We start from the raw sequence: 23,367 nt of genomic DNA, 5'->3' as shown, positions 1-23,367 counted from the left end.
CTTTCGGGCAGGGTCGGGCACGTCGGAAAACGCGCGCCGGCGTGGCGGGAAGGGCGCCCGACCCGGGGGAGAACCCGGTCAGCCTAAAATCGGGGGTTACCCAAGAGGACCTCCCATGAGTTTGCAATGCGGCATCGTCGGCCTGCCCAACGTCGGTAAATCCACCCTTTTCAATGCGTTGACCAAGGCCGGCATCGCAGCGGAAAACTATCCGTTCTGCACCATCGAGCCCAACGTGGGCGTGGTGGAAGTGCCCGATCCGCGGCTCGACCAGCTGAGCGAGATCGTCAAGCCCGAGCGCGTGGTGCCCGCCATCGTCGAGTTCGTCGACATCGCCGGCCTGGTGGCCGGTGCCAGCACCGGCGAAGGCCTGGGCAACAAGTTCCTGGCGCACATCCGCGAGACCGACGCCACCGTGAACGTGGTGCGCTGCTTCGACGACGAGAACGTGATCCACGTGGCCGGCAAGGTCGACCCGATCTCCGACATCGAGGTGATCCAGACCGAACTGTGCCTGGCCGACCTCGCCACGGTCGAGAAGGCGCTGCACCGTCACACCAAGGTGGCCCGCTCGGGCGACAAGGACGCGCAGAAGCTCGTCGGCCTGCTCGAACGCTGCCAGGCTGCGCTGAACGAGAACACGCCGGTGCGCGCGCTCGAGTTCACGAAGGAAGAGCTGCCGCTGGTGAAGAGCTTCACGCTCATCACCGCCAAGCCCGCGATGTTCGTCGGCAACGTGTCGGAAGACGGTTTCGAGAACAACCCCTACCTGGACCGTCTGCGCGAGTACGCCGCCAAGCAGGGCGCGCCCGTGGTCGCCATCTGCGCCAAGATCGAAGCCGACCTGGCCGAGATGGACGACGAAGACAAGAAGATGTTCCTGGCCGAAATCGGCCAGGAAGAGCCGGGCCTGAACCGACTGATCCGCGCGGCCTTCAAGCTGCTGGGCCTGCAGACCTACTTCACCGCCGGCGTGAAGGAAGTGCGCGCCTGGACCATCCACATCGGCGACACCGGCCCGCAGGCCGCCGGCGTGATCCACGGCGACTTCGAAAAGGGCTACATCCGCGCCCAGACCATCGCGTTCGACGACTACATCGCCTTCAAGGGCGAGCAAGGCGCGAAGGACGCGGGGAAGATGCGTTCGGAAGGCAAGGAATACGTTGTCAAGGATGGCGACGTGATGAACTTCCTGTTCAGCTCGTAATTGAGCTCGCCCCCAGGCTGCGCGCACTTCGTGTCGCTACGCCAACCCCCTACCGGGGGCAACACCTGAGGCCCGGCGAAGCCGGTTCCTCGGTGTTTCACGAAGGGGCTTCGCTGTCGCTTGCCTCGTCGATCAGTTGGTTTTCTGCTTGCCCCACACCACCGTGTCGTCCACCGCATAGGCCGCGCACGTCACCTTGCGTTCGGTGCAGCCTTTCAGATGCTCGGTCAGCGCGGCCGAGCTGGTGGCAGTGCCGAACTTCTGGTCGCTCGTGATCAGGAAGATGCGGGGCCGCGCCTGCAGCAGGAACTGGCGGTAGGCATTGCGCACCGGGGTCGGGTCGGCGCCGATGGGCGGCAGGGCTTGCAGGTCCGACAGCTCGGCGTGGCCGGAAGGCGCGGGTTCCCCGTTGGGGCCGAACACCACGCCGGTGGTCTTCAGCAGATCGCGCCATGTCGCCAGCTCCTTGGTCACGCGCTGCGGCAGTTCCATCACCCATTGCGCCGGATAGGCAAAGCCAAGGTTCGCGCCGCCGGGCGCCACGCTGTCGGTCACGCCGACCAGCCGGCCCTCGGTGTCGAACAACCCGCCGCCGCTGGAGCCTGAAGATACGGGCGCCGACGTTTGCACGATCGGCAGTTGCCCGGGCGCGCGCGGACGCAGCGCCGAGATCAGGCCCTCGCTCAGCGTGCGTTCGAGGCCATGCGGGCTGCCGACGGCGAACACGCGCTGGCCGACGCGCAACTCGGCGGCGGGCACGATCTGCACGGCGGGCAGCTGCAGCGGCGTTTCGCTCGTGAGCACGCACAGGTCGCGCGACGGGTCGGGGTCGCGCACGATGCGGGCGATGCGCAGCGTGGTCGGGCTCTGCTCCACGGTGACGGCGACCGCGCCGTCGACCACGTGGCAGGCCGTGGCCAGCGCGCCCGAGGTCACGGCCACCGCGCTGCCGATGGCGGTCTGGTTGTTGCCGCGTTCGCCCTTCACGGTCCAGACGGCGGGCGCGACCTTGCGGAACACCTCCTCGGGCGTGAGTGCCCAGGCCTGGCAGGCCGCAAGGCCGAGCCAGAGTCCGGCGATGAACAGCGAGATGCGGCGGCGCCGCGTGAAGTGAGGAGCCATCCGGGTCAGTGTAGGAAGCGGCCCTACGGTTTGCCGTAGGCGATGACGCTGTCGCAGCGGGCGCCTGAAGCCCGCACATGTTGTGGTTAGACTGCGCGCCCGCTGCATCCTCCGCCGGAAGGCTTTCATTTGCCATGCTCACTGTCCACCATCTGAACAACTCGCGCTCGCAACGTGTGCTCTGGCTGCTCGAAGAACTCGAGCTGCCCTACGAGATCGTCCACTACCAGCGCGACCCCAAGACCATGTTGGCGCCCGCTTCGCTGAAGGCCGTGCATCCGCTGGGCAAGTCGCCCGTGGTGACGACCGACGACGGCGCGACGCTGGCGGAATCGGGCGCGATCATCGAGTCGCTCATCGAGCGCTACGGCCAGGGCCGGCTCGCCCCCGCGCCGGGTTCGCCCGAAGCCTTGCGTTACCGCTACTGGCTGCACTTCGCCGAAGGCACGGCGATGTCGCCGCTGCTGCTCAAGCTGGTGTTCGACCGCATCGAGACGAGCAAGATGCCCTTCTTTGCCAAGCCGATCGCCAAGGCCATCGCGGCGAAGGCGAAGTCGGCCTTCATTCATCCGAACATCACGGGCCATCTGAATTTCATGGAGGCCGAACTCGGCCGCAGCGAGTGGTTCGCGGGCAATGAATTCACGGGCGCCGACATCCAGATGAGCTTCGTGGTCGAAGCCTCGCAGGCGCGCGGCGGGCTCGATGCGCGGCGGCCCAAGCTCATGGCCTACCTGGAGCGCATCCATGCGCGCCCGGCCTACAAGCGCGCGCTGGAGCGCGGTGGCCCCTACGAACTGCTGAGCTGAGTTTTTTCGACCGCGCGCTTCATGACGGGAAGACGTAAAGAAGCGCGTAGGTCATCGTCACGTAGCGCAGGAACTTGCCGATCGCCATGTAGCCCACGCAGGGCCAGAACGGCAGCTTGAGCCAGCCGGCGACCGCGCACAGCGGGTCGCCCACGATCGGCAGCCAGCTCAGCAGGCAGGCCTTCGGGCCCAGCCGCTCGAGCCAGCCGAGCACGCGCAGGTGGTGTTTCGAGTGCGAGTACTTGTCGGCCACCTTGTGCGCGCCGTAGCCCATCCACCAGTCGACCGCGCCGCCCAGCGTGTTGCCCACGGTGGCCACGGCGATGGCCTGCCAGAACATCTCGGGGTTGAGTTTCAGCAGGCCGAACAGGATCGGTTCGGAGCCCACCGGCAGCAGCGTGGCCGACACGAAGGCCGCGATGAACAGCGTCGAAAGTCCGTACTGGGGGAGCGCGAGGAGCGCCAGGAGTGCGTCGAGCCAGGCTTGCATAAGGTCGGCGAAGTATAGGCAGCGCTCACGTCGCAACCGCGTGGGAGAAGGCCCCGCGAAATACTGGTGTTTACGCCTGTGTCGCAAGCGCAAAAAGGCGTAAATCGTTTCAGTCGCTGAAATGCCACGTGGCTACAATCGTGCCTCATTTTTCAGCAGCCGACCCGCACAGCACTCCTTCCCATGACCTTGCAGATCGGCACCCACACGCTGGAAAACCGGCTGTTCGTCGCGCCCATGGCCGGCGTGACGGACCGGCCCTTCCGCATGCTGTGCCGCGAACTCGGCGCGGGCTATGCGGTCAGCGAGATGGTCACCTCGCGCAAGGAACTCTGGAACACGCTGAAGACCTCGCGGCGCGCCAACCACGACGGCGAGCCGGGCCCCATTGCGGTGCAGATTGCCGGCACCGACGCGGCCATGATGGCCGAGGCCGCGGTCTACAACATCGAGCGCGGCGCGCAGATCATCGACATCAACATGGGCTGCCCGGCCAAGAAGGTCTGCAACAAGTGGGCCGGCTCGGCGCTCATGCGCGACGAGCCGCTGGCGCTCGAGATCGTCCAGGCCGTGGTCGACGCGGCGCAACCATTCAACGTGCCGGTCACGCTCAAGATGCGCACCGGCTGGAGCGAAGACCACCGCAACGCGGTGAAGCTCGCACGCGATTTCGAATCGGCCGGCGTGCAGATGCTCACGGTGCACGGGCGCACGCGCGAGCAGGGCTACAAGGGCCACGCCGAGTACGACACCATCGCCGCCGTGAAGGCCGCGGTGCGCGTGCCGGTGGTGGCCAACGGCGACATCCGCTCACCCGAGAAGGCGCGCGACGTGCTCGCGGCCACGGGCGCCGACGCCGTGATGATCGGCCGCGCCGCGCAGGGCCGGCCGTGGATCTTCCGGGAGATCGCGCACTTCCTGGACACCGGCACCCACCTGGCGCCGCCGCTGGTGGCGGAGGTGCGCCGGCTGCTGCTCGACCACCTGGTGGAGCACTACGCGCTGTACGGCGAGTTCAGCGGCGTGCGCACGGCGCGCAAGCACATCGGCTGGTATGTGCGCGCGCTGCCCGATGGCGAGGCGTTCCGCGCACGGATGAACGCCATCGAAGACTGCGCCGGCCAGCTGCGCGCGGTCGACGACTATTTCCAGGGGCTTGCGGACCGCATGGACCGCATGCCCGCCCCGACGGCAGACGAGGAGCCGGCGGGAGAAGAGGAGACGGCCTGCGCCGTCGATTGAGCGAAGAGAAAAAGAGAAGAAGCAATGAGCAAGAAACACATCGAGGACTGCGTTCGCAGCAGTCTGGACAGCTACTTTCGCGATCTGCGGGGCACCGAACCCGACGGCATGTACGAGATGCTCGTGCGCGTGGTCGAGAAACCCCTGCTCGACGTCGTCATGACGCGCGCCGAAGGCAACCAGTCCCGGGCCGCCCAATGGCTGGGCCTGAACCGCAACACGCTCCGCAAGAAATTGGTCGAGCACAAACTTTTGAAATAACTCCACGGCATATCCCATGGCTCAGACCGCACTCCTTTCCGTTTCCGACAAGACCGGCATCCTTGAATTCGCGCAGGCCCTGCATGGCCTGGGCGTCAAGCTGCTGTCCACCGGCGGCACCGCCAAGCTGCTGGCCGACGCCGGCCTGCCGGTGACCGAAGTTGCCGACCACACCGGCTTTCCCGAAATGCTCGACGGCCGCGTGAAGACGCTGCACCCGAAGATCCACGGCGGCCTGCTGGCGCGCCGCGACCTGCCCGCGCACGTTGCCGCCATCAAAGAGCACGGCATCGACACCATCGACCTGCTGGTGGTCAACCTGTACCCGTTCGAAGCCACCGTGGCCAAGCCCGGCTGCACGCTCGAGGACGCCATCGAGAACATCGACATCGGCGGCCCGGCCATGGTGCGCAGCGCCGCCAAGAACTGGAAGGACGTGGGCGTGCTCACCGACGCCTCGCAGTACGCCGTGGCGCTGGCCGAGCTCAAGGCCGACGGCAAGCTCAGCGACAAGACCAAGTTCGCGTTCTCGGTGGCCGCGTTCAACCGCATCGCCGACTACGACGGCGCGATCAGCGACTACCTCTCGGCCATCGACTTCGACGCCAGCATCGGCCAGCCCGCGCCCACGCGCTCGCTGTTCCCCGCGCAGAGCAACGGCCGTTTCGTGAAGGTGCAGGACCTGCGCTACGGCGAGAACCCGCACCAGCAGGCTGCGTTCTACCGCGACCTGTATCCGGCGCCCGGTTCGCTCGTGTCGGCCAAGCAGCTACAGGGCAAGGAGCTCAGCTACAACAACATCGCCGACGCCGATGCCGCGTGGGAATGCGTCAAGAGCTTCGACGTGCCCGCCTGCGTGATCGTCAAGCACGCCAACCCCTGCGGCGTGGCCGTGGGCGCCGACGCGCTCGAGGCCTACAGCAAGGCCTTCAAGACCGACCCGACCTCGGCCTTCGGCGGCATCATCGCCTTCAACCGCCCGGTCGACCTGGCCACCGCGCAGGCCGTCAACAAGCAGTTCGTCGAAGTGCTGATGGCACCGGGCTACACGCCCGAAGCGCTGGAAGTGTTTCAGGCCACCAAGGCCAAGCTCAACGTGCGCGTGCTCGAGATCGCGCTGCCCCAGGGTGGTGCCACCGACTGGGACAACGGCCGCAACGCGATGGACGTCAAGCGCGTCGGCTCGGGCCTCTTGATCCAGACCGCCGACAACCACGAGCTGGCGCTGGCTGACCTCAAGGTGGTCAGCAAGAAGCAGCCCACGCCGCAGCAGCTGCAGGACCTGCTGTTCGCCTGGAAGGTCGCGAAGTACGTCAAGAGCAACGCGATCGTGTTCTGCGCCGACGGCATGACCATGGGCGTGGGCGCCGGCCAGATGAGCCGCCTCGACTCCGCGCGCATCGCCAGCATCAAGGCCGAGCACGCGGGCCTGTCGCTCAAGGACACGGCCGTGGCGAGCGACGCCTTCTTTCCGTTCCGCGACGGCCTCGACGTGGTGGTGGACGCGGGCGCGGGCTGCGTCATCCAGCCGGGTGGCTCGATGCGCGACCAGGAAGTGATCGACGCGGCCGACGAGCGCGGCGTGGTGATGGTGTTCTCGGGCGTGCGCCACTTCCGGCACTGAGCCTGCGGCCCTGCGGGGCCTGCCCGAACAAGGCCAGGGTCGCTCACGCGGCCCTGGCCTTTTTTGTGGCCGCTACTCGTGCGTGCCGAAGCGGTACTTGAGCTGGAAGCTGATCGCGCCGTAGAGGCGGTTCCTGATCGTCGGCACGTAGGCGATGTTCAGGCCCCAGTTCTTGCCCTCGATGGCGGCCGTCGGAATGATGGCCGGAAACCAGTTGCCGTTGCGATAGTCCGGGTAGCCGTCGAAGCCGCCCACCACCGCGCCGAACTTCACGCCGTAGAACTCGAAGGGCAGGATGTACAGGCCGACGTAGTGCGACTGGCGCCGGTTGCTGTTGTGGAAGGTGCCGGCCGTGACGCGGTAGGTGTCGTTCAGGGGGTACTCGAAGCCCAGGCCCGGGTTGGCGTTTTCCAGGCCCTTGCCGCTGTCGAAGTGGGCCGAGTAGAAGCCGGGGTTGACCCAGATGTTCTTCGGCTCGAAGGACTGCGCCAGCGCGAGGCCGGGCAAAAGAAGGGCACTCAGCAGCGGCAGCATGCGCAAGGGGGTCATGGGCGGGGCATCCTGAAATTGGTCTGTCTCGCGGCTTCGATGGTGGCTGCGATGACGGCTTCCCTTGGGTCTGCGCGCGGGGGCACGGCCCCGCGAACGCCGGCGCAATATACACGCGGCGATCGCGAAAACGATGACATCGCTCAGGCGGGCCGCGCCAGGTACTTGCGAAACAGCTCGGCCAGCCGCAGCGCCGCCAGCGACAGCGGCTTGCCGCGCGGCGAGACGATGCCCAGCTCCAGCGGCGGCACCGGCATCGCGAGCGGCACGCGCTCCACCAGATCGGCATACGGCGGCATGGTGAGCATGCCGGCCGGCCCGACCATCAGCGCGTCGCTGCGGGTCAGCAGGCCCCAGCTCACGCCGAACGACGCCACCTCGATGCGGTGCTCCGGCAGCGGCAGGCCCTGCGCGGCGTACTGCTCGAGCAAGAAGGTGTGCTGGCTGCCCGGCGCCAGGTGCATCAGCCATTCGGCGCCCGCCACTTCTTCCCAGCGGGTGGCGCGGTTCAGCGGATGGCCGCGCCGGCAGAGCACCGCCATCTCGATCATGTCGAGCCGTTCGAACGCGAAGTCGGCGTCGAGCGCCGCGGCGACCGGGCCCGCCACCGCGAAGTCGATCGTGCCTTCGCGCAGCAGCGGCAGCACCTGGGGAATCAGGCCGTCGAAGAGTTTGAGCTGCGCATGCGGCATCGCCTTGCGGAAGGCGCGCACCACCTCGGGCAGCACGCCCAGGAACACCATCGGCGTCACCGCGACGGCCACGCGCCCGTGCTGGCTGCCCTGCAGGATGCGGATGTCCTGGCGCGCGAGTTCGAGCTGCTGGTGCGCCAGCCGCGCGCGCACGGTGAGCTGGCGGCCGCACTCGGTGAACTCGATGCCGCGCGAGCTGCGCAGCACCAGTTGGGCGTCGACCTCGGCCTCGAGTTCGCGGATCGCCTTGGTCACGGCCGCCTGGCTCAGGTGCAGGCTGCGCGCGGCGGCGCGGATGCTGCCGGTGTCGGCCAGCCGCAGCCAGGCCTTGAGCTGGTGGTCCTTCATGCGGCGCATTCTGCCGCCCGGCGCCACCGGGTGATCCCCAGACAAACGCAGGTTGTCATCGCGACAAGCGATTGTCTTTTCCGGCGCGCGGCCGATTTCTAGACTTTGCGCACCGGTCGTCTCATGGTGAGCGGCGGGACTCTCACAGGAGATCGCTTCGTGCCTGCACTGTCATTCGCGTGGACCCGCCGCACCGTCCTGGCCGGGCTGGCCGCCGTTGCCCTGGGCGCCTCGATGGGCGCCTCGGCCCAGTTTCCCGAGCGTCCGCTGAAATTCATCGTGCCCTACGCCGCCGGGTCGGGCGTGGACGTGGCGGTGCGGCCCGTGGCCGATGCGATGGGCCGCGAGCTGGGCCAGGCCCTGGCGGTGGACAACCGCCCCAGCGCCGGCGGCATCGTCGGCACGCAGGCGCTGGCCACCTCCGCGCCGGACGGCTACACGGTCGGCTACGGCAACCTCGTCACGCTGAGCATCAACCCGGCCTTCTTCTCGAAGCTGCCCTACGCGCCCGAGAAAGACCTGGTGCCGGTCGGCCTGATCTCGAGCAACGCCTACGTGCTGATCGTGCGCAAGGACCTGCCGGTGCGCAACCTGCAGGAGCTCATCGCCTACGGGCGCGAGCATCCCGGCAAGCTCTCGGCCGGCTCGCCCGGCATCGGCAGCGCGGGCCACCTGACCGGCGAGCTGCTCAAGGCCGAGACCGGACTGACGATGGTGCAGGTGCCCTACAAGACCGGCACGCAGGCGGTCGGCGACATGGTCAACGGCCAGCTCGACGTGACCATCGAGAACATCTCGGCGGTGCTGCCGTTCATCCAGCAGGGCCGGGTCAAGGCGATCGCCGTGACCAGCGCCAAGCGCGCCGGCGTGCTGCCCGAGGTGGCGACGGTGGCCGAGAGCGGCGTGCCCGGTTTCGAGGTGGTGGCCTGGGGCGCACTGATGGCGCCGGCGGGCACGCCGCGCAAGACGGTCGACCGGCTCAACACCGCATTGCGCACCGCGCTGGCCGACCCGGCCGTGGTGCGCGCCAACGCCGCGCTGTCGATCGAGGCGCTGCCTTCGAGTCCCGAGGAACTCAGCGCGCTGATGAAGCGCGAGAAGCCGCGCTGGGCCGACGCCGTGCGGCGCGCGGGTGTCAAGGGCGACTGACGCGCGGCCGATCGATCGATTTCAATTTTCCCAAGGAGACAACGCATGCAACTCTGGCAACTGGAAGCCGCCGACCTGGCGCAGCGCATCAAGGCACGCGAGGTCTCGTGCGTCGAAGCGGTGCGCAGCAGCCTGGCGCGCCTGGAGGCCGTCAACCCGCGGGTGAACGCGGTGGTCGATGGCTGCGCCGACGAGGCCCTCGGCGCGGCGGCGCAGGCCGATGCCGTGCTCGCGAAGGGCGAGGCGACCGGGCCACTGCACGGCGTGCCGGTCACCATCAAGGTCAACGTCGACCAGCGCGGGCATGCCACCACCAACGGGGTGGAGGCCTACCGCAGCGTCGTGGCGAAGGACGACAGCCCGGTGGTCGCGAACCTGCAGCGCGCCGGCGCGATCGTGGTCGGCCGCACCAACACGCCCGCGTTCTCGATGCGCTGGTTCACCGACAACGCGGCCCACGGGCGCACGCTGAATCCGTACAACGCCGACGTCACGCCGGGCGGTTCAAGCGGCGGCGCGGCGGCGGCGGTCGCGGTCGGCATCGGCGCCATCGCGCACGGCAACGACCAGGGCGGATCGATCCGCTACCCGGCCTATGCCTGCGGCGTGTACGGCCTGCGCCCGAGCTTCGGGCGCGTGCCGGCCTTCAACCCGTCAGGGGCGGGCGAGCGGCCGATGGTGGTCCAGCTCACGTCGGTACAGGGGCCGCTGGCGCGCAGCGTGCGCGACCTGCGGCTGGCCTTCGCCGCGATGGCGCAACGCGATGTGCGCGATCCGTGGTGGGCGCCCGCGCCGCTGGAGTCGGCCCCGTCGAGCAGCCCCGTCAGCGTGGCGCTGTGCACCGAGCTGCCCGGCTACGCCTGCGACCCCGAAGTGGCCGATGCGTTGCAGCGCGCCGCACGCCGGCTGGAGCGCGCCGGCTACCGTGTCGAGCCTGCGCAGCCGCCGCGCCTGCGCGAGACGGCCGACCTCTGGCTGTCGCTGACGATGGCCGACAGCCGGCTGCTGGTGGAAGAGGCACTGATGCGCGACGGCGACGACACCATCCGCCAGGCCTATCGCGCCATGGACGCGCACGCGCCGCAGTTCGACACGGTGAGCTACATGCGCGCCCTGGCCGCGCGCACCGGGCTGATGCGCGAATGGGCGCTGTTCCTGCAGCGCCATCCGCTGCTGCTGATGCCGGTGTCGTGGCGCCATCCGTTCCCGGTCGACGCCGACCAGCGCGGCAGCGCCGCGATGCGGGAGATCCTGGATGCGCAGAGCCCGCTGCTGTCCACCGCGATCCTGGGATTGCCGGGGCTGTCGGTGCCCATGGGCTTGCGCCACGGGCTGCCCACGGGCGTGCAGCTCGTGAGCGACCGCTTCCGCGAAGACCTCTGTCTGGCCGCGGCCGAAGTGCTCGAAGCCGAGGCCGAGGCCGGGCCGGTGGCGGCGATCGACCCCGCCTGAGCGGGGAGGGCGCGCGTCAGCGCTTACTGAAGATGTCGCGCGCCGCCTCGATGGTGGCCGCGATGTCGTCCTCGCTGTGCGCGGCGCTCACGAAGCCTGCTTCATAGAGTGCCGGCGCGATGTACACGCCGCGATCGAGCAGCCCGTGGAACAGCGCGTTGAACTGCGCGTTGTCGGTGGTCATCACCGTCGCGTAGTTCTGCGGCAGTTCGTTCATCAGGAAGAAGCCGAACATGCCGCCTTCGCTGTCGGCGTTGAAGGGCTGGCCCTCGGCGGCCGCGGCGGCCTTCAGGCCGTCGACCAGTGTGCGGGTCTTCTTGGCCAGTGCTTCGTAGAAGCCGGGCTTCGAGATTTCCTTCAGCGTGGCCAGGCCGCAGGCGGTGGCCACCGGGTTGCCCGACAGCGTGCCGGCCTGGTAGACCGGGCCCAGCGGCGCGAGCTGTTCCATGATGGCGCGCGGGCCACCGAAGGCCGCCAGCGGCATGCCGCCGCCGATCACCTTGCCGAGCACCGTGAGGTCGGGCGTGATGCCCAGCACGCCTTGCGCGCCGTGCAGGCCGACGCGGAAGCCCGTCATCACCTCGTCGAAGATCAGCAGCGCGCCGTGCTGCGTGCACAGCTCGCGGCAGCGCTTGGCGAATTCGGGCGTGGCGCGCACGAAGTTCATGTTGCCGGCGATCGCCTCGATCATCAGGCAGGCGATGTCCTTGCCGTGCAGCGCGAAGGCCTCTTCGAGCTGCTGCAGGTTGTTGTACTCGAGCACCAGCGTGTGCTGCACCACTTCGGGCGGCACGCCGGCCGAGGTCGGGTTGCCGAAGGTGGCGAGGCCGGAGCCGGCCTTCACCAGCAGCGCGTCGGCATGGCCGTGGTAGCAGCCTTCGAACTTGACGATGGTCTTGCGGCCGGTGGCGCCGCGCGCCAGGCGCAGTGCGCTCATCGCGGCCTCGGTGCCCGAGCTCACGAGGCGCACCATTTCCATCGACGGCACCAGGGCCAGGATGGCTTCGGCCAGCTCGATCTCGCGCTCGGTCGGCGCGCCGTACGAGAAGCCTTCGAGCACGGCTTTCTGCACCGCCTCGACCACGGCGGGGTGGCCGTGGCCCAGGATCATCGGACCCCAGGAGCCGATGTAGTCGATGTAGCGCTTGTCGTTGGCGTCCCAGAAATAGGCGCCTTGCGCGCGCTGGATGAAACGGGGCGTGCCGCCGACGGCCTTGAAGGCGCGCACGGGCGAGTTCACGCCGCCGGGGATCACGGCGCGGGCGCGCTCGAAAAGAAGGTCGTTCTGGTCAGTCATCAGTGTCGCGTGTCGTGCGGGGGTAAAGCGAAATCGGGGGGAGTGTCGGGCGCGTCGTCATCGTCTTCGTCGTCCTCGGGCTCGGCCCAGAACAGACGGTCGGGCAGCACGTGGCCCATGCCGGGGCGAAAGCCCGCGTCGAGGCAGCGGTCCATGTAAGCGAGCGCTTCGGTCGTGGCGGCCACGAGGTCGGTGCCGCTGGCGAGCAGGGCAGCGAGCGCGGCCGAGAGCGTGTCGCCGGCGCCGGCGAAGACGGCTTCGAGCCGTTCGTACTTCTCGCTGGCCAGCACCGACTGCGGCGAGGCCAGCACGTTGTCGATGAACTGGTCGGGCAAGACCATGCCGGTGACTAGGGTGTAGGGCACGCCGAACTCGCCGGCGGCTTTGGCGATGTCGCGCGCGCCGGGCGGGCGCTCGCCGCTCCAGTCGGGCAGCAGCCAGCGCCACAGGGTGCTGTGGTTTCCAACCAACACCGTGGTCTGGGGCAGCACGAGGTCGCGGAAAGCGTCGAGATAGGCCTCGATGAGGTTCTCGTCCCACCACGACAGGTTGGGCATGTAGGCCACCACGGGCACGTCGGGATAGTCGGCGGCGGTCTCCGCGATGGTGCTCAGCGCCTCGGGGGTGCCGGCAAAGCCCACCTTGATCAGCTGGACCTCGACGTCTTCCAGGATGGCGCGCGCCTGCTCGGCCACGGCCTCTTCCTCGAAGGCGAAGTGGTCGAAGATCTCGGCCGTGTCGCGCGCATAGGCGCCCGTCACCACCGGCAGGATGTGAGCGCCCACCGATCCCATGGCCAGGGCGTCGGCGCCCAGGCCGCCCGCGCCGCTCGGATCGCTGGCATTGAACACCAGCACGCAGGGGGGATTCAGGTCGCGTTCGCTCAGCGCCTCGTCGTCCTGCGAGGGGTCGTTAAGATTGCCCGGTTTGCGGGCGGTCTCGTCTGGATGTAAGTAGATGGTCATACGCCTAGCGAAATCCCCTGGATGGTGGCATAGGCGCGACGTTTACGGTCTGCCAGTGAGATACGCATAGATACACTCGTTGCATTTAATGAACAAGGACTTTAAGCTCCGATGAACACGAAAACTTGGATGTGCCTGATTTGTGGGTGGATCTATGACGAAGCGGTTGGTGTACCGGAAGACGGCATCGCGGCAGGCACGGCCTGGGCCGATGTGCCGATGAACTGGACCTGTCCTGAGTGCGGTGCGCGCAAGGAAGACTTCGAAATGGTTGAGATCTGACAAGCATGGCATAGGGCTACGCGATCTGCGTCGATGTTCGGCGCGGCGGGCATCCAAGTCTCATGAGCAGGAGCGTTTGCAATGGGCCCGAATGGATCTGGTTACAAGGTGCTGGTCATCGATGACAGCAACACCATCCGGCGCAGTGCCGAGATTTTTCTGAAGCAGGGTGGGCACGAGGTTCTTCTCGCGGAAGACGGCTTCGACGCGCTCTCCAAGGTTAACGACCACAAGCCTCACCTGATTTTCTGCGACATCCTGATGCCTCGCCTCGACGGCTATCAGACCTGCGCCATCATCAAGCGCAACGCGCATTTCTCCAATGTCCCGGTCGTCATGCTGTCTTCGAAAGATGGCGTATTCGACAAGGCCCGCGGCCGCATGGTCGGGTCCCAGGACTATCTCACCAAGCCATTCACCAAAGACCAGCTGCTGCAGGCCGTGCAGCAGTTTGGCATTGTTCAACAGGAAGTGCAGTAATGCCCATTCGAAAAATCCTCGTCGTCGACGACTCCAAGACGGAACTGGTGTTCCTGACCGACCTCCTCCAGAAGAACGGTTTCTCCGTGAAGACGGCCGAAAACGCCGACGACGCGATGCGCCGCCTCGAGGAAGACCACCCCGACCTGATCCTCATGGACGTGGTCATGCCCGGCCAGAACGGCTTCCAGCTCACGCGCGCCATCGCCCGCGACCCGAAGTACGCGGCCATCCCGATCATCCTGTGCACCAGCAAGAACCAGGAAACCGATCGTGTCTGGGGCATGCGCCAGGGCGCACGCGACTACATCGTGAAGCCGGTCAACGCGGCCGATCTGATGTCCAAGATCAGCGCGCTCGCCTGAGCGGGAACCTGCGCACTCCATGGCGAATCGCGACGCGCTGCGCGCCTTCCAGTCCCGGCTTGCGAGCCGCCTCCAGGCCGCGCGCACCACAGGCGTGGCCGCGAGCTGGCTGGCGGTCGAGGCGGGCGAGGGCAAGTACCTCTTTCCGCTGGCGCACGCCGGCGAAATCTTTCCCTGGACGCCGCCCCAGCCCGTGCCCTACACGGAGCCCTGGTTCCTCGGCGTCGCCAACCTGCGCGGCGGCCTGTACGGCGTCGTGCAGCTGTCGGCGTTTGCGTCCGGTGCGCCGGGCGCCCCCGCCGCCACCGAGGCGGCACGCATCCAATCGCGGCTCGTGGCATTCAACGAGCTGCTCGAAGTCAACTGCGCTTTGCTGGTCGATCGACTGGCGGGGTTGCGGGGTGCGGAGGCCTTCACGGCCGCCGACGCCCCGGGCGCAGAGGCCCCGGCCTGGCACGGGCATCTGTACACCGACGCAGCAGGAGAGCGCTGGCAGGAAGTCAACCTGCAGGCGCTTTCGCAGCAACCCCAGTTTTTGAGTATTGGTGCGTAGTGCTTCGGCACATGGCACTGGCAACCACCTGAAGGACCGACCGTGAGCTCGATCGCCGACAAGTTCAAGAAATTACTCCCCGCGACCAACGGGAACGACAAGGCCCGCGTCGACGGCTCCGGTTCGATATCGCTCGACGATGTCGACACGGTTCAGGTTCCGGACGAAAAAACGATCCGCCTCGCCAAGAAGGGCGAGGGGGCATCCGCCGCCACAGCCGACACCGGCTTCGGCGGCATCGACGCGCTGGGCGACCCGGCGTCCGTCGAAGCCGCCAACGCGGCCACGCTCGAAGCGGTGCCGCTGGCCCCCGCCGCGGGCGGCGGCATGGGCGCCAACCCCGCCAAGCAGCAGCGCGTGCTGGCGATCATGCTGGCCATCGTGGTGCTGGCGCTGTTGCTGGTGGCCGGCTCCGCCATCCTTCGCGCGGAACGCCTGGCGCAGCAGGTGGCGGCCACCGGCCAGTCGCTGATGCAGTCGCAGCGCCTGGCCAAGTCGATCTCGCAGGCCCTCGTCGGCAGCGCCTCGGCGTTCGTCGAAGTGAAGGACAGCGCCGACGACCTCTCGCGCCGCGTGCAGGGCCTGACCAACGGCGACGACGCCTTGCGCCTGGAAGCCGTCGGCAACCAGTACGACGAGGAGATGAACAAGATCAACCCGCTGGTCGCCCGCGCCGACACCAGCGCCAAGGCCGTGCTGGCCCAGCGCCAGATCCTGACGCAGGTGGGTGCCGCCTTGCGCGACATCAACCAGCAGTCGTCCACGCTGCTCGAAATGACGGAAACCGTCGCGTCGCTGAAGATGCAGCAGAACGCCACGCTGCCCGAGATCTCGGCCGCCGGCCAGCTCGTGATGCTGACGCAGCGCATCGGCAAGTCGACCAACGAGTTCTTCACGGTCGAGGGTGTGAACCCCGACGCCGTGTTCCTGCTGGGCAAGGACCTGAACACCTTCCAGGAAACCACCCGCGGCCTGCTCGACGGCAACGCGCAGCAGCGCTTCCCCGGCTCGAAAGACCCGCAGACCCGCCAGCAGCTCGAAGCCATCCTGAAGACCTACGAGCAGATGCGCACACAGGCTTCCGCCATTCTGGGCAACCTGCAAGGTCTGGTGGCCGCGCGCGAAGCGCAGGCGTCCATCCTGACCGACAGCGAGCCGCTGCGTAAGTCGCTGGGCGAACTGCAAGAGAAGCTGTCCGCACGTACCGGCCTGGGCGCCGGGACCATCGTGCTGCTGTTCGTGCTGTCGCTGGCCGCCCTGGCTCTGGCCGGCGCCATCGGTTTCGTGCAGGTGCGCGAAGGCCGCGAACGTGCCGCCGTCGCCGAACGCGAGCGTCTGGCTGCCGAGCAGGCGTCCGAAGAAGCCGGCCGCGTGAACAACGCCAACCAGGCCGCCATTCTTCGCCTGATGAACGAACTGCAAACGGTGGCCGAAGGCGACCTGACGCAGGAAGCGACCGTGACCGAGGACATCACCGGCGCCATCGCCGACTCGGTGAACTACACGGTGGAAGAACTGCGCTTGCTGGTGGGCAACGTGCAGAACACGGCGACCCGCGTGGCGCAAACGACGTCGCAGGTGGAAAACACCTCGACCGAACTGCTCGCCGCCTCGACCGAACAGCTGCGCGAAATTCGTGAAACCGGCCAGTCGGTGCTGACCATGGCCGAGCGAATCAACGGCGTGTCCTCGCAAGCGCAAGAGTCCGCCACGGTGGCGCGCCAGTCGCTGCAAGCCGCATCGTCGGGTCTGCAGGCCGTGCAGAACGCCATCGGCGGTATGAACTCCATCCGCGACCAGATCCAGGAAACCTCCAAGCGGATCAAGCGCCTGGGCGAATCGTCGCAGGAGATTGGCGAAATCACCGAGCTGATCTCGGACATTACCGAACAGACGAACGTGCTGGCCCTGAACGCCGCCATTCAGGCGGCATCCGCCGGTGAAGCCGGCCGGGGCTTCTCGGTGGTGGCGGAAGAAGTTCAGCGACTGGCCGAACGCTCCGCAGACGCCACGCGCCAGATCTCGGCGCTGGTGAAGGCGATTCAGACCGACACGCAGGACGCGGTGGGCGCCATGGAGCGTTCCACGCAGGGTGTGGTCGAAGGGGCCAAGCTGTCCGACAACGCGGGTACCGCGCTGTCCGAGATCGACCGCGTGTCGCGCCGACTCGCTGACCTCATCGAGCAGATTTCGCAGTCCGCCTCCCGCGAGGCCGATTCGGCCAACGTGGTGGCCGCCAACATCCAGCACATTTTTGCGGTGACGGAACAGACCGGAGAAGGCACGCGGACCACGGCCCAGCAGGTGCGCGAGCTCTCGCAGATGGCCGAAGAACTGCGTCGCTCGGTGGCCCGTTTCAAGATCGCGTGACAACAGATAGATAAGAACGGCGAGCAACCACGTGTCGATTCAAACCCCTGCCACGGCCCCCCTCGCCGGCAACATGCCGGCCACCGAAGACCTCGGGCCGCTGGCCTGGGTGCTGGGAGAAATCCAGAAGTCCCTCGACGGTGTCGGCAAGTCGCTGCGGCGTTTCGTGCGCGACGTGGGCAGTGCCACGGAGCCCGAGAGCGGTCCGCTGCAGATGGCCCGCCAGCAACTGCACCAGGCCGTCGGCGCGCTGCAGATGGTCGGCCACAGCTCGCCCGCCCTGGTGCTCGGCACCATCGAATTCGCGGTGCAGGGCTTCATCGCCGAACCGCAGCGCTGTACCGAGAGTGCCGTGCACAAGATCGAGCGTGCCGGCTTTGCCGTCACCGATTTCCTCAGCGCACTGCTGGCCGGCAAGGCCGTGTCGTCGGTGGCGCTGTTCCCGCAGTACCGCGACGTGCTGGAGCTGGGCGGCAATGAGCGCGTCCATCCGGCGGACCTGTGGAGCACGGCGTGGCGCTGGGTCGAGGTCAAGCCAGCCCTCACGCAAGCCGCGCTCGCTTATGACCCGGCCGTGCGTTCGCGGCTCGACCGCGAGGTGCTGCAGCTGGTCAAGAGTGGCGACGCGCAGGCCGCGCGACGGCTGCATGCGCTGTGCCTGGGGCTCGGGCGCGGTGCGCTGCTGCCGCGCGTCGCGAGCTTCTGGACGCTGGCCGCGGGCTTCTTCGAAGCCCTCGCGCTGGGCCTGATTCCCGCCGACACCTACGTCAAGCGCGCCGCCTCGCGCGTGCTGCTGCAGTACGCCACGCTGGCGCGCGGCGACAGCGTGGTGTCCGACCGCCTCGGCCAGGACCTGCTCTTCTTCTGCGCCCAGGCTGTGCCCGGCGCACAGGACGACGCCGCCACGCTGCGCACCGTGCGCAGCGCCTGGGGCGTGACGCAGGAACCGCGCGTCGACTACACCGTGGTGCAGTTCGGCCGCTTCGACCCGCTGGTGCTCTCGCAGGCGCGCAAGCGCATCGAGACCGCCAAGGAAATGTGGTCGGCGCTCTCGGGCGGCGACATCACGCGCACGCGGCAGGTGGCCGACACCTTCGCGCAGCTCGGCGAATCGCTGCTGAAGCTGCACCCGCCGAGCCAGCCGATGGTGCAGGCGCTGACGCACGCCGTGGACGCCTCGGTGCGTTCCGGCCAGCCGCCCGACACCGAACTGGCGATGGAAGTCGCCACCTCGGTGCTCTACCTCGAAGCCGCGCTCGAAGACCTCGACCCCAGCGACCCGCAGCTCACGGCCCGCACGCTGCAGCTGGCCGGCCGCATCGAGCGCGTGCGCGACGGCGGCCGCTCCGAGCCGCTCGAGCCGTGGATGGAGGACCTGTACCGCCGCGTCAGCGACCGCCAGACCATGGGCACCGTGGTCGACGAGCTGCGCAGCCACCTGAGCGAACTCGAGAAGTCGCTCGACCAGTATTTCCGCCGCCCGGCCGAAAAGCCGCTGCTGCGCACCGTGCCCACGCAGCTCATGCAGATGCGCGGCGTGTTCTCGGTGCTGGGGCTCGAGCAGGCCGCGCACACCGTGCAACGCATGCGCGACGACGTCGAGCAGATGCTGCAGGTCAACCGCTCGCCCGTCGAGGAAATGGCCACCTTCGACGCGCTCGGCAACAACCTGGGCGCGCTCGGTTTCCTCATCGACATGCTGGGCTACCAGCCCGCGCTGGCCAAGCGCCTGTTCGTGTTCGACGCCGAAGCGGGCGAACTCAAGCCGCTGATGGGCCGCCAGGCCATCGATGCCGCGGCCCCGGCCGAAGGCGCTGCCGCACCGGCCGCCGAGCCCGTGCTCAGCATCGAGGAAGTCGACGCGCAGATCGCCTCCAAGCTCGCCGCATTGGCCACGCCCAACCGCAAGACCAAGCCGTCGCCGCTGGAGGAGTTCAGCCGCAAGGCCGAGAGCTGGACCACCAAGATCACGGGCCCGTCGGCGCTGCCCGACACCGAGGTCACCGAGCTCGAAGAAGACGACCTGCAGAACATCTTCCTGGACGAAGCCCGCGAAGTGGTGGGCAACGGCCTGGCCGCCATCGCCGCGCTCGGCAACCGTCCCGGCGACACCGAAGAACTCACCATCCTGCGCCGTGCGTTCCACACGCTCAAGGGCAGCTCGCGCATGGTCGGCCTCACCGACTTCGGCGATGCCGCCTGGTCGCTCGAGCAGGTGCTCAACACGTGGCTGGCCGACCAGCGCGATGCCACGCCCGAGCTGCTGTCGAGCACCGAGCGCATGCTCCGCGATTTCAGCCAGTGGGTCGAAGCCATCGCCGCCGGCGATGCGGGCACCTGGCACTCGGCACCGTTCAGCCGCGTGGCCAATGCGCTGCTGGCCGGCGAGCCCGTGCCCGCACCGGTGCGCGTGGCCGACGCCGAAGCGCTCGCGGTGGCCGCGCGCCACATCGCCGCGGAGCCGGCGCCGATTGCACTGCCGGAGCTGCCTGAGCTCCCCGACCTGTCGCTGACGCCGCAAGATGTCGCAGTCCCTGACGCCACGTTGGACTTCTCCGATTGGCAGCAGGCGCAAGAAGCGCCACACGCACCGACCAAGCCTGTCACACCCGAGCCCGACGACGATTTCGCCTCCACCGACTTCCTCGACTTCGAAGGCAAGCAGAGCACCGCGCCCGCACCGCTCGACGTGCTGCCCAGCGGCGACGAGTTCGATTTCCTCGCGCCCCCGAAGACGCATGCACCGGCCGAGCCTGCCGTGTCGCACGCCGAACCCGAGCCCGTCCCGGAAATCGAAGCGACGGTGCCGACCGCATCGGGCCTGCCCGATCTCGAATGGGCGCCGGAGCCGCTGCCGCTGGCTGCTGCTGAGCCTGTCGCCGAGACGGTGGCACCTGTCGAGGTCATCGAAGCGGCCGAAGAACTGCCGGCGCTGGAAGTGCCGGCTGAACTGCAGCCGGAACCTGTGTCGGCGGCCATCGAAGTTGCCCCCGAGGCCCCCGCTGTCGTCGAAGAGCTGCCAGCCGCCGTCGTGACCGAACCGGAACCCGTGTCGGAGCCCGAGCCCGTGCTGGCCGAGGCGGTTCCCGAGCCCGAGTCTTCCATCGCCCCGAGCGCCGAAGACCAGGTCAAGGTGATCGGCCCGCTGCGCATCGGCATCGCGCTGTACAACGTCTACCTCAACGAAGCCGACGAATGGTCCCGCCAGCTGGCGACCGATGTCGGCGAATGGGCGCTCGAAACCCACGAGCGCCTGCCCGACTCGACCATCGCGCTGGCGCATTCGCTGGCCGGCAGCTCGGCCACCGTCGGCTTCCACAGCCTCTCGGGCATGGCCCGCCTGCTCGAATCGGCGCTGCAGCACCTGCAGATGCAGGGCAGCGGCACGCGCGAGCAGGGCGTCGTGCTGGTCGCCGCGGCCGACGAGCTGCGTCGCCTGTTGCACCAGTTCGCCGTCGGCTTCCTGCGCGATCCGTCCGAAGCCACGCTGCAGGCGCTGCGCGAAATCGCCGCCGCGCCGATGCCGCCCGAAATTGCCGCGGCCCGTTTCGAGACGCTGCTGCCCAAGCAGGTCGTCGCCAACGACGCCTTTGCCGACGTGGTACTGGACGACAACGAAGACGCCATCGACCTGGCCGACGCGGTGGACGTCGACCTGTTCCCGATCTTCGAGGAAGAGGCTGCCGAACTGATGCCCCAGCTGGGCGAGGCGCTGCGCCAGTGGTCGCACCACCCCGACGACGCCGCGCCGCGCGCCTCGGTGCTGCGCACGCTGCACACGCTCAAGGGCAGTGCCCGGCTGGCCGGCGCCATGCGCCTGGGCGAGCGCGCGCACCGCATGGAGTCCGAGATCGAGCTCCTGGGTTCCCAGGGGGCGGAGCGGGCCGACATCGAGAAACTGCTCACGCGCCTGGACACGCTGCAACACACCTTCGACGCCCTGCGCGCGGCCGACGACGCCGCCCAGGTCGAAGTGGCCCAGCTGATCGCCACCGCCAGCCCGACCGCACCCGCCATCCAGCGCGTGCAGGCGGCGCCCGAGGTTCGCGAGTCGGCGAATGACGACCAAGCCGAAGCGGCTTCTGCCGAATCCGCCGTGGAAGCCCCGTCGTCCCTGCTGCCGCGCCCCGCGCCGGCCCTGCTCGCGCCGCTGCGCGCGGCCTCGGGTCAGGCAGTGCGCATCCGCACCCAGCTGCTCGACCGCCTGGTCGCACAGACCGGCGAGGTCATCATCACGCGTTCGCGCCTCGAGGCCGAACTCGGCCAGCTGCGCGGCTCGCTCGCCGACCTCACGGGCAACCTCGACCGCCTGCGCCAGCAGCTGCGCGACATCGAGGTGCAGGCCGAAAGCCAGATGCAGTCGCGCCTGGCACAGGCCAAGGATTCGCAGCAGAGCTTCGACCCGCTCGAGTTCGACCGTTTCACCCGCGTGCAGGAACTCACGCGCATGATGGCCGAGTCGGTGAACGACGTGGCCACCGTGCAGCGCACGCTGCAAAAGACCGTGCAGGCCACGGAAGACGACCTGAGCGTGCAGGCACGCCAGACGCGCGAACTGCAGCGCGGCCTGCTGCGCACGCGCATGGTGGAGTTCGAAGGCATCTCCGACCGCCTGTACCGCGTGGTGCGCCAGGCCTCGAAGGACACCGGCAAGCAGGTGCGCCTGGACATCGTCGGCGGCTCCATCGAAATGGACCGCGGCGTGCTCGACCGCATGACGCCCGCCTTCGAACACCTGCTGCGCAACTGCGTGGCGCACGGCATCGAGGATGTGGCGGCGCGCGAGAAGGCTGGCAAGGACGCCAGCGGCCTCATCGTCATCGACCTGCACCACGAAGGCAACGACGTGTCGGTGAGCTTCCGCGACGACGGCGCCGGCCTCGACCAGAAGCGCATCGCCGAACGCGCCCGCGCCCTCGGCCTGCTCGGCCCCGACCAGGACCTGTCGCCCGAAGAAGCCACCGAGCTGATCTTCAAGCCCGGCTTCTCGACGGCAGGGCAGGTGTCCGAGCTGGCCGGCCGCGGCATCGGCATGGACGTGGTGCGCGCGCAGATCGCCGCGCTCGGCGGCCGCATCGAAACGCACAGCACGCCGGGCCAGGGCACCACCTTCAAGCTGGTGCTGCCGCTGACCACCGCCGTGACGCACGTGGTGATGCTGCGCGCGGGCGAGGTGTCGATCGGCGTGCCATCGAACCTCGTGGAACTCGTGCAGCGCGTGAGCGGTGCCGACCTCGAAGCCGCCTACCTGAACCACAGCTTCGCCTTCGGCAGCGAGCAGGTGCCGTTCTACTGGGCCGGCGCGCTGCTGCAGCACTCCATCCGCAGCGAGCACGCCGCCACCAAGAACAACACGCTGGTGATCGTGCGAAGCGCGGCGCAGCGCGTGGCCCTGCACGTGGACGAAGTGCTGGGCAACCAGGAAGTCGTGGTGAAGAACCTCGGCCCGCAGCTCGCGCGGCTGCCCGGCCTGGCCGGCATCTCGGTGCTGGCTTCGGGCGCGGTGGCGCTCATCTACAACCCGGTGGCGCTGGCCGCGGTGCACGGCGACCAGGCGCGTGCGCGCCAGACCGCCGCGCTGGCCGCGCCGACGCATGCCGCTTCGGTGGACACCGGCGCGCCGCAGACACCGGCCGCCTTTGCCCCGGTGGTGCCGCAGATTCCGCTCGTGCTGGTGGTGGACGACTCCATCACCGTGCGCCGCGTCACGCAGCGCCTGCTGCAGCGCGAAGGCTATCGCGTGTCGCTCGCGGCCGACGGCCTGCAGGCGCTCGAGCGGCTGCAGCAGGAGCGCCCGGCGGTGGTGCTGTCGGACATCGAGATGCCGCGCATGGACGGCTTCGACCTGGCCCGCAACATCCGCGCCGACGTGGCCCTGGCCGAGCTGCCGATCATCATGATCACCTCGCGCATCGCCGAGAAGCACCGCGAGTACGCCCGCGACCTGGGCGTGAACCACTACCTGGGCAAGCCGTACTCGGAAGAGGAGCTGTTGCGCCTGGTGCGTGCCTACACGAGCGAGCCGGCCGCGCTGGCGGTGGCCTGACCGGCCTCGGCCGCGCCGGCAGTCGGTGCGCAAAAGAAAAGGGCCCTTCGGGGCCCTTTTTTCT

Annotated in this window: 19 protein-coding genes; 13 read left to right on the top strand and 6 right to left on the bottom strand. The window is 68.4% G+C overall.

The window, feature by feature from the left end:
- Positions 1-115: 115 nt before the first annotated feature.
- Positions 116-1,207: a redox-regulated ATPase YchF gene (ychF, locus tag AC1RL8_RS25125; protein WP_062479140.1), complete on the top strand. Its 1,092-nt coding sequence runs from the start codon at positions 116-118 to the stop codon at positions 1,205-1,207.
- A gap of 132 nt (positions 1,208-1,339) precedes the next feature.
- Here ychF and AC1RL8_RS25120 read toward each other — a convergent pair whose 3' ends face one another.
- Positions 1,340-2,329, bottom strand: coding sequence for a trypsin-like peptidase domain-containing protein (locus tag AC1RL8_RS25120; protein ID WP_492686533.1), 990 nt, complete (start codon positions 2,327-2,329; stop codon positions 1,340-1,342).
- A 134-nt stretch (positions 2,330-2,463) separates the two neighbouring features.
- Here AC1RL8_RS25120 and AC1RL8_RS25115 point away from each other — a divergent pair, with 134 nt between their 5' ends.
- Positions 2,464-3,138 (top strand): glutathione S-transferase, encoded by a 675-nt coding sequence (locus AC1RL8_RS25115; RefSeq protein WP_070062765.1) that lies wholly within the window; start codon positions 2,464-2,466, stop codon positions 3,136-3,138.
- Positions 3,139-3,157: 19 nt separating this feature from the next.
- Here AC1RL8_RS25115 and AC1RL8_RS25110 read toward each other — a convergent pair whose 3' ends face one another.
- Positions 3,158-3,628 (bottom strand): YqaA family protein, encoded by a 471-nt coding sequence (locus tag AC1RL8_RS25110; protein WP_062479132.1) that lies wholly within the window; start codon positions 3,626-3,628, stop codon positions 3,158-3,160.
- 183 nt (positions 3,629-3,811) lie between these two features.
- On the opposite strand from AC1RL8_RS25110, the gene dusB reads away from it, so the two are divergent.
- Genes dusB through purH form a run of 3 tightly spaced genes read left to right on the top strand, consistent with a single transcriptional unit; the run spans position 3,812 to position 6,755 of the window.
- Positions 3,812-4,870, top strand: a complete 1,059-nt coding sequence (dusB, locus tag AC1RL8_RS25105) for a tRNA dihydrouridine synthase DusB (protein WP_070062764.1) — start codon at positions 3,812-3,814, stop codon at positions 4,868-4,870.
- A 24-nt stretch (positions 4,871-4,894) separates the two neighbouring features.
- Positions 4,895-5,131, top strand: coding sequence for a Fis family transcriptional regulator (locus AC1RL8_RS25100; protein ID WP_056577757.1), 237 nt, complete (start codon positions 4,895-4,897; stop codon positions 5,129-5,131).
- Positions 5,132-5,147: 16 nt separating this feature from the next.
- Positions 5,148-6,755 (top strand): bifunctional phosphoribosylaminoimidazolecarboxamide formyltransferase/IMP cyclohydrolase, encoded by a 1,608-nt coding sequence (gene purH / locus AC1RL8_RS25095; protein WP_492686534.1) that lies wholly within the window; start codon positions 5,148-5,150, stop codon positions 6,753-6,755.
- Between the two features lie 72 nt (positions 6,756-6,827).
- Here purH and AC1RL8_RS25090 read toward each other — a convergent pair whose 3' ends face one another.
- A complete protein-coding gene (locus tag AC1RL8_RS25090) occupies positions 6,828-7,304 on the bottom strand; it encodes a hypothetical protein (protein ID WP_062479124.1) in 477 nt (158 codons plus the stop codon).
- Positions 7,305-7,447: 143 nt separating this feature from the next.
- Complete coding sequence (locus AC1RL8_RS25085) at positions 7,448-8,344, bottom strand: LysR substrate-binding domain-containing protein (RefSeq protein WP_062479122.1); 897 nt, start codon at positions 8,342-8,344, stop codon at positions 7,448-7,450.
- A gap of 159 nt (positions 8,345-8,503) precedes the next feature.
- On the opposite strand from AC1RL8_RS25085, the gene AC1RL8_RS25080 reads away from it, so the two are divergent.
- On the top strand, positions 8,504-9,493 hold the full coding sequence (locus AC1RL8_RS25080) for a Bug family tripartite tricarboxylate transporter substrate binding protein (protein ID WP_492686535.1): 990 nt from the start codon (positions 8,504-8,506) through the stop codon (positions 9,491-9,493).
- Between the two features lie 45 nt (positions 9,494-9,538).
- Positions 9,539-10,945 (top strand): amidase family protein, encoded by a 1,407-nt coding sequence (locus AC1RL8_RS25075; protein ID WP_492686536.1) that lies wholly within the window; start codon positions 9,539-9,541, stop codon positions 10,943-10,945.
- A 16-nt stretch (positions 10,946-10,961) separates the two neighbouring features.
- On the opposite strand, the gene hemL is transcribed toward AC1RL8_RS25075, so the two are convergent.
- Both hemL and thiD read right to left on the bottom strand, forming a co-directional pair.
- Positions 10,962-12,242 carry a glutamate-1-semialdehyde 2,1-aminomutase gene (hemL, locus tag AC1RL8_RS25070; RefSeq protein ID WP_070062759.1) on the bottom strand — a complete coding sequence of 427 codons (1,281 nt, stop codon included), beginning with the start codon at positions 12,240-12,242 and terminating at the stop codon, positions 10,962-10,964.
- A complete protein-coding gene (gene thiD, locus AC1RL8_RS25065) occupies positions 12,242-13,207 on the bottom strand; it encodes a bifunctional hydroxymethylpyrimidine kinase/phosphomethylpyrimidine kinase (RefSeq protein WP_492686537.1) in 966 nt (321 codons plus the stop codon). Before thiD ends, hemL begins: the two co-directional genes overlap by 1 nt.
- A 111-nt stretch (positions 13,208-13,318) precedes the next feature.
- Here thiD and AC1RL8_RS25060 point away from each other — a divergent pair, with 111 nt between their 5' ends.
- The 6 genes from AC1RL8_RS25060 to AC1RL8_RS25035 all read left to right on the top strand — a co-directional run bounded on the left by AC1RL8_RS25060 (position 13,319) and on the right by AC1RL8_RS25035 (position 23,303).
- Positions 13,319-13,489 carry a rubredoxin gene (locus AC1RL8_RS25060; protein WP_007838397.1) on the top strand — a complete coding sequence of 57 codons (171 nt, stop codon included), beginning with the start codon at positions 13,319-13,321 and terminating at the stop codon, positions 13,487-13,489.
- An 81-nt stretch (positions 13,490-13,570) separates the two neighbouring features.
- Positions 13,571-13,969 (top strand): response regulator, encoded by a 399-nt coding sequence (locus tag AC1RL8_RS25055; protein ID WP_021012487.1) that lies wholly within the window; start codon positions 13,571-13,573, stop codon positions 13,967-13,969.
- Positions 13,969-14,334, top strand: a complete 366-nt coding sequence (locus AC1RL8_RS25050) for a response regulator (RefSeq protein ID WP_062479114.1) — start codon at positions 13,969-13,971, stop codon at positions 14,332-14,334. The genes AC1RL8_RS25055 and AC1RL8_RS25050 overlap by 1 nt, the downstream gene beginning before the upstream one ends.
- A gap of 19 nt (positions 14,335-14,353) precedes the next feature.
- Positions 14,354-14,887 carry a chemotaxis protein CheW gene (locus AC1RL8_RS25045; protein ID WP_062479111.1) on the top strand — a complete coding sequence of 178 codons (534 nt, stop codon included), beginning with the start codon at positions 14,354-14,356 and terminating at the stop codon, positions 14,885-14,887.
- Between the two features lie 42 nt (positions 14,888-14,929).
- Positions 14,930-17,257 (top strand): methyl-accepting chemotaxis protein, encoded by a 2,328-nt coding sequence (locus AC1RL8_RS25040; protein WP_095948039.1) that lies wholly within the window; start codon positions 14,930-14,932, stop codon positions 17,255-17,257.
- A gap of 31 nt (positions 17,258-17,288) precedes the next feature.
- Positions 17,289-23,303: a hybrid sensor histidine kinase/response regulator gene (locus tag AC1RL8_RS25035; protein WP_492686538.1), complete on the top strand. Its 6,015-nt coding sequence runs from the start codon at positions 17,289-17,291 to the stop codon at positions 23,301-23,303.
- Positions 23,304-23,367 lie beyond the last annotated feature (64 nt).

The sequence above is a fragment of the Variovorax sp. GW822-FHT04E09 genome (genome assembly GCF_058800845.1).
The sequence above is the reverse complement of the archived record's forward strand: the minus strand, read 5'-3'. Positions and strand labels throughout refer to the sequence as shown.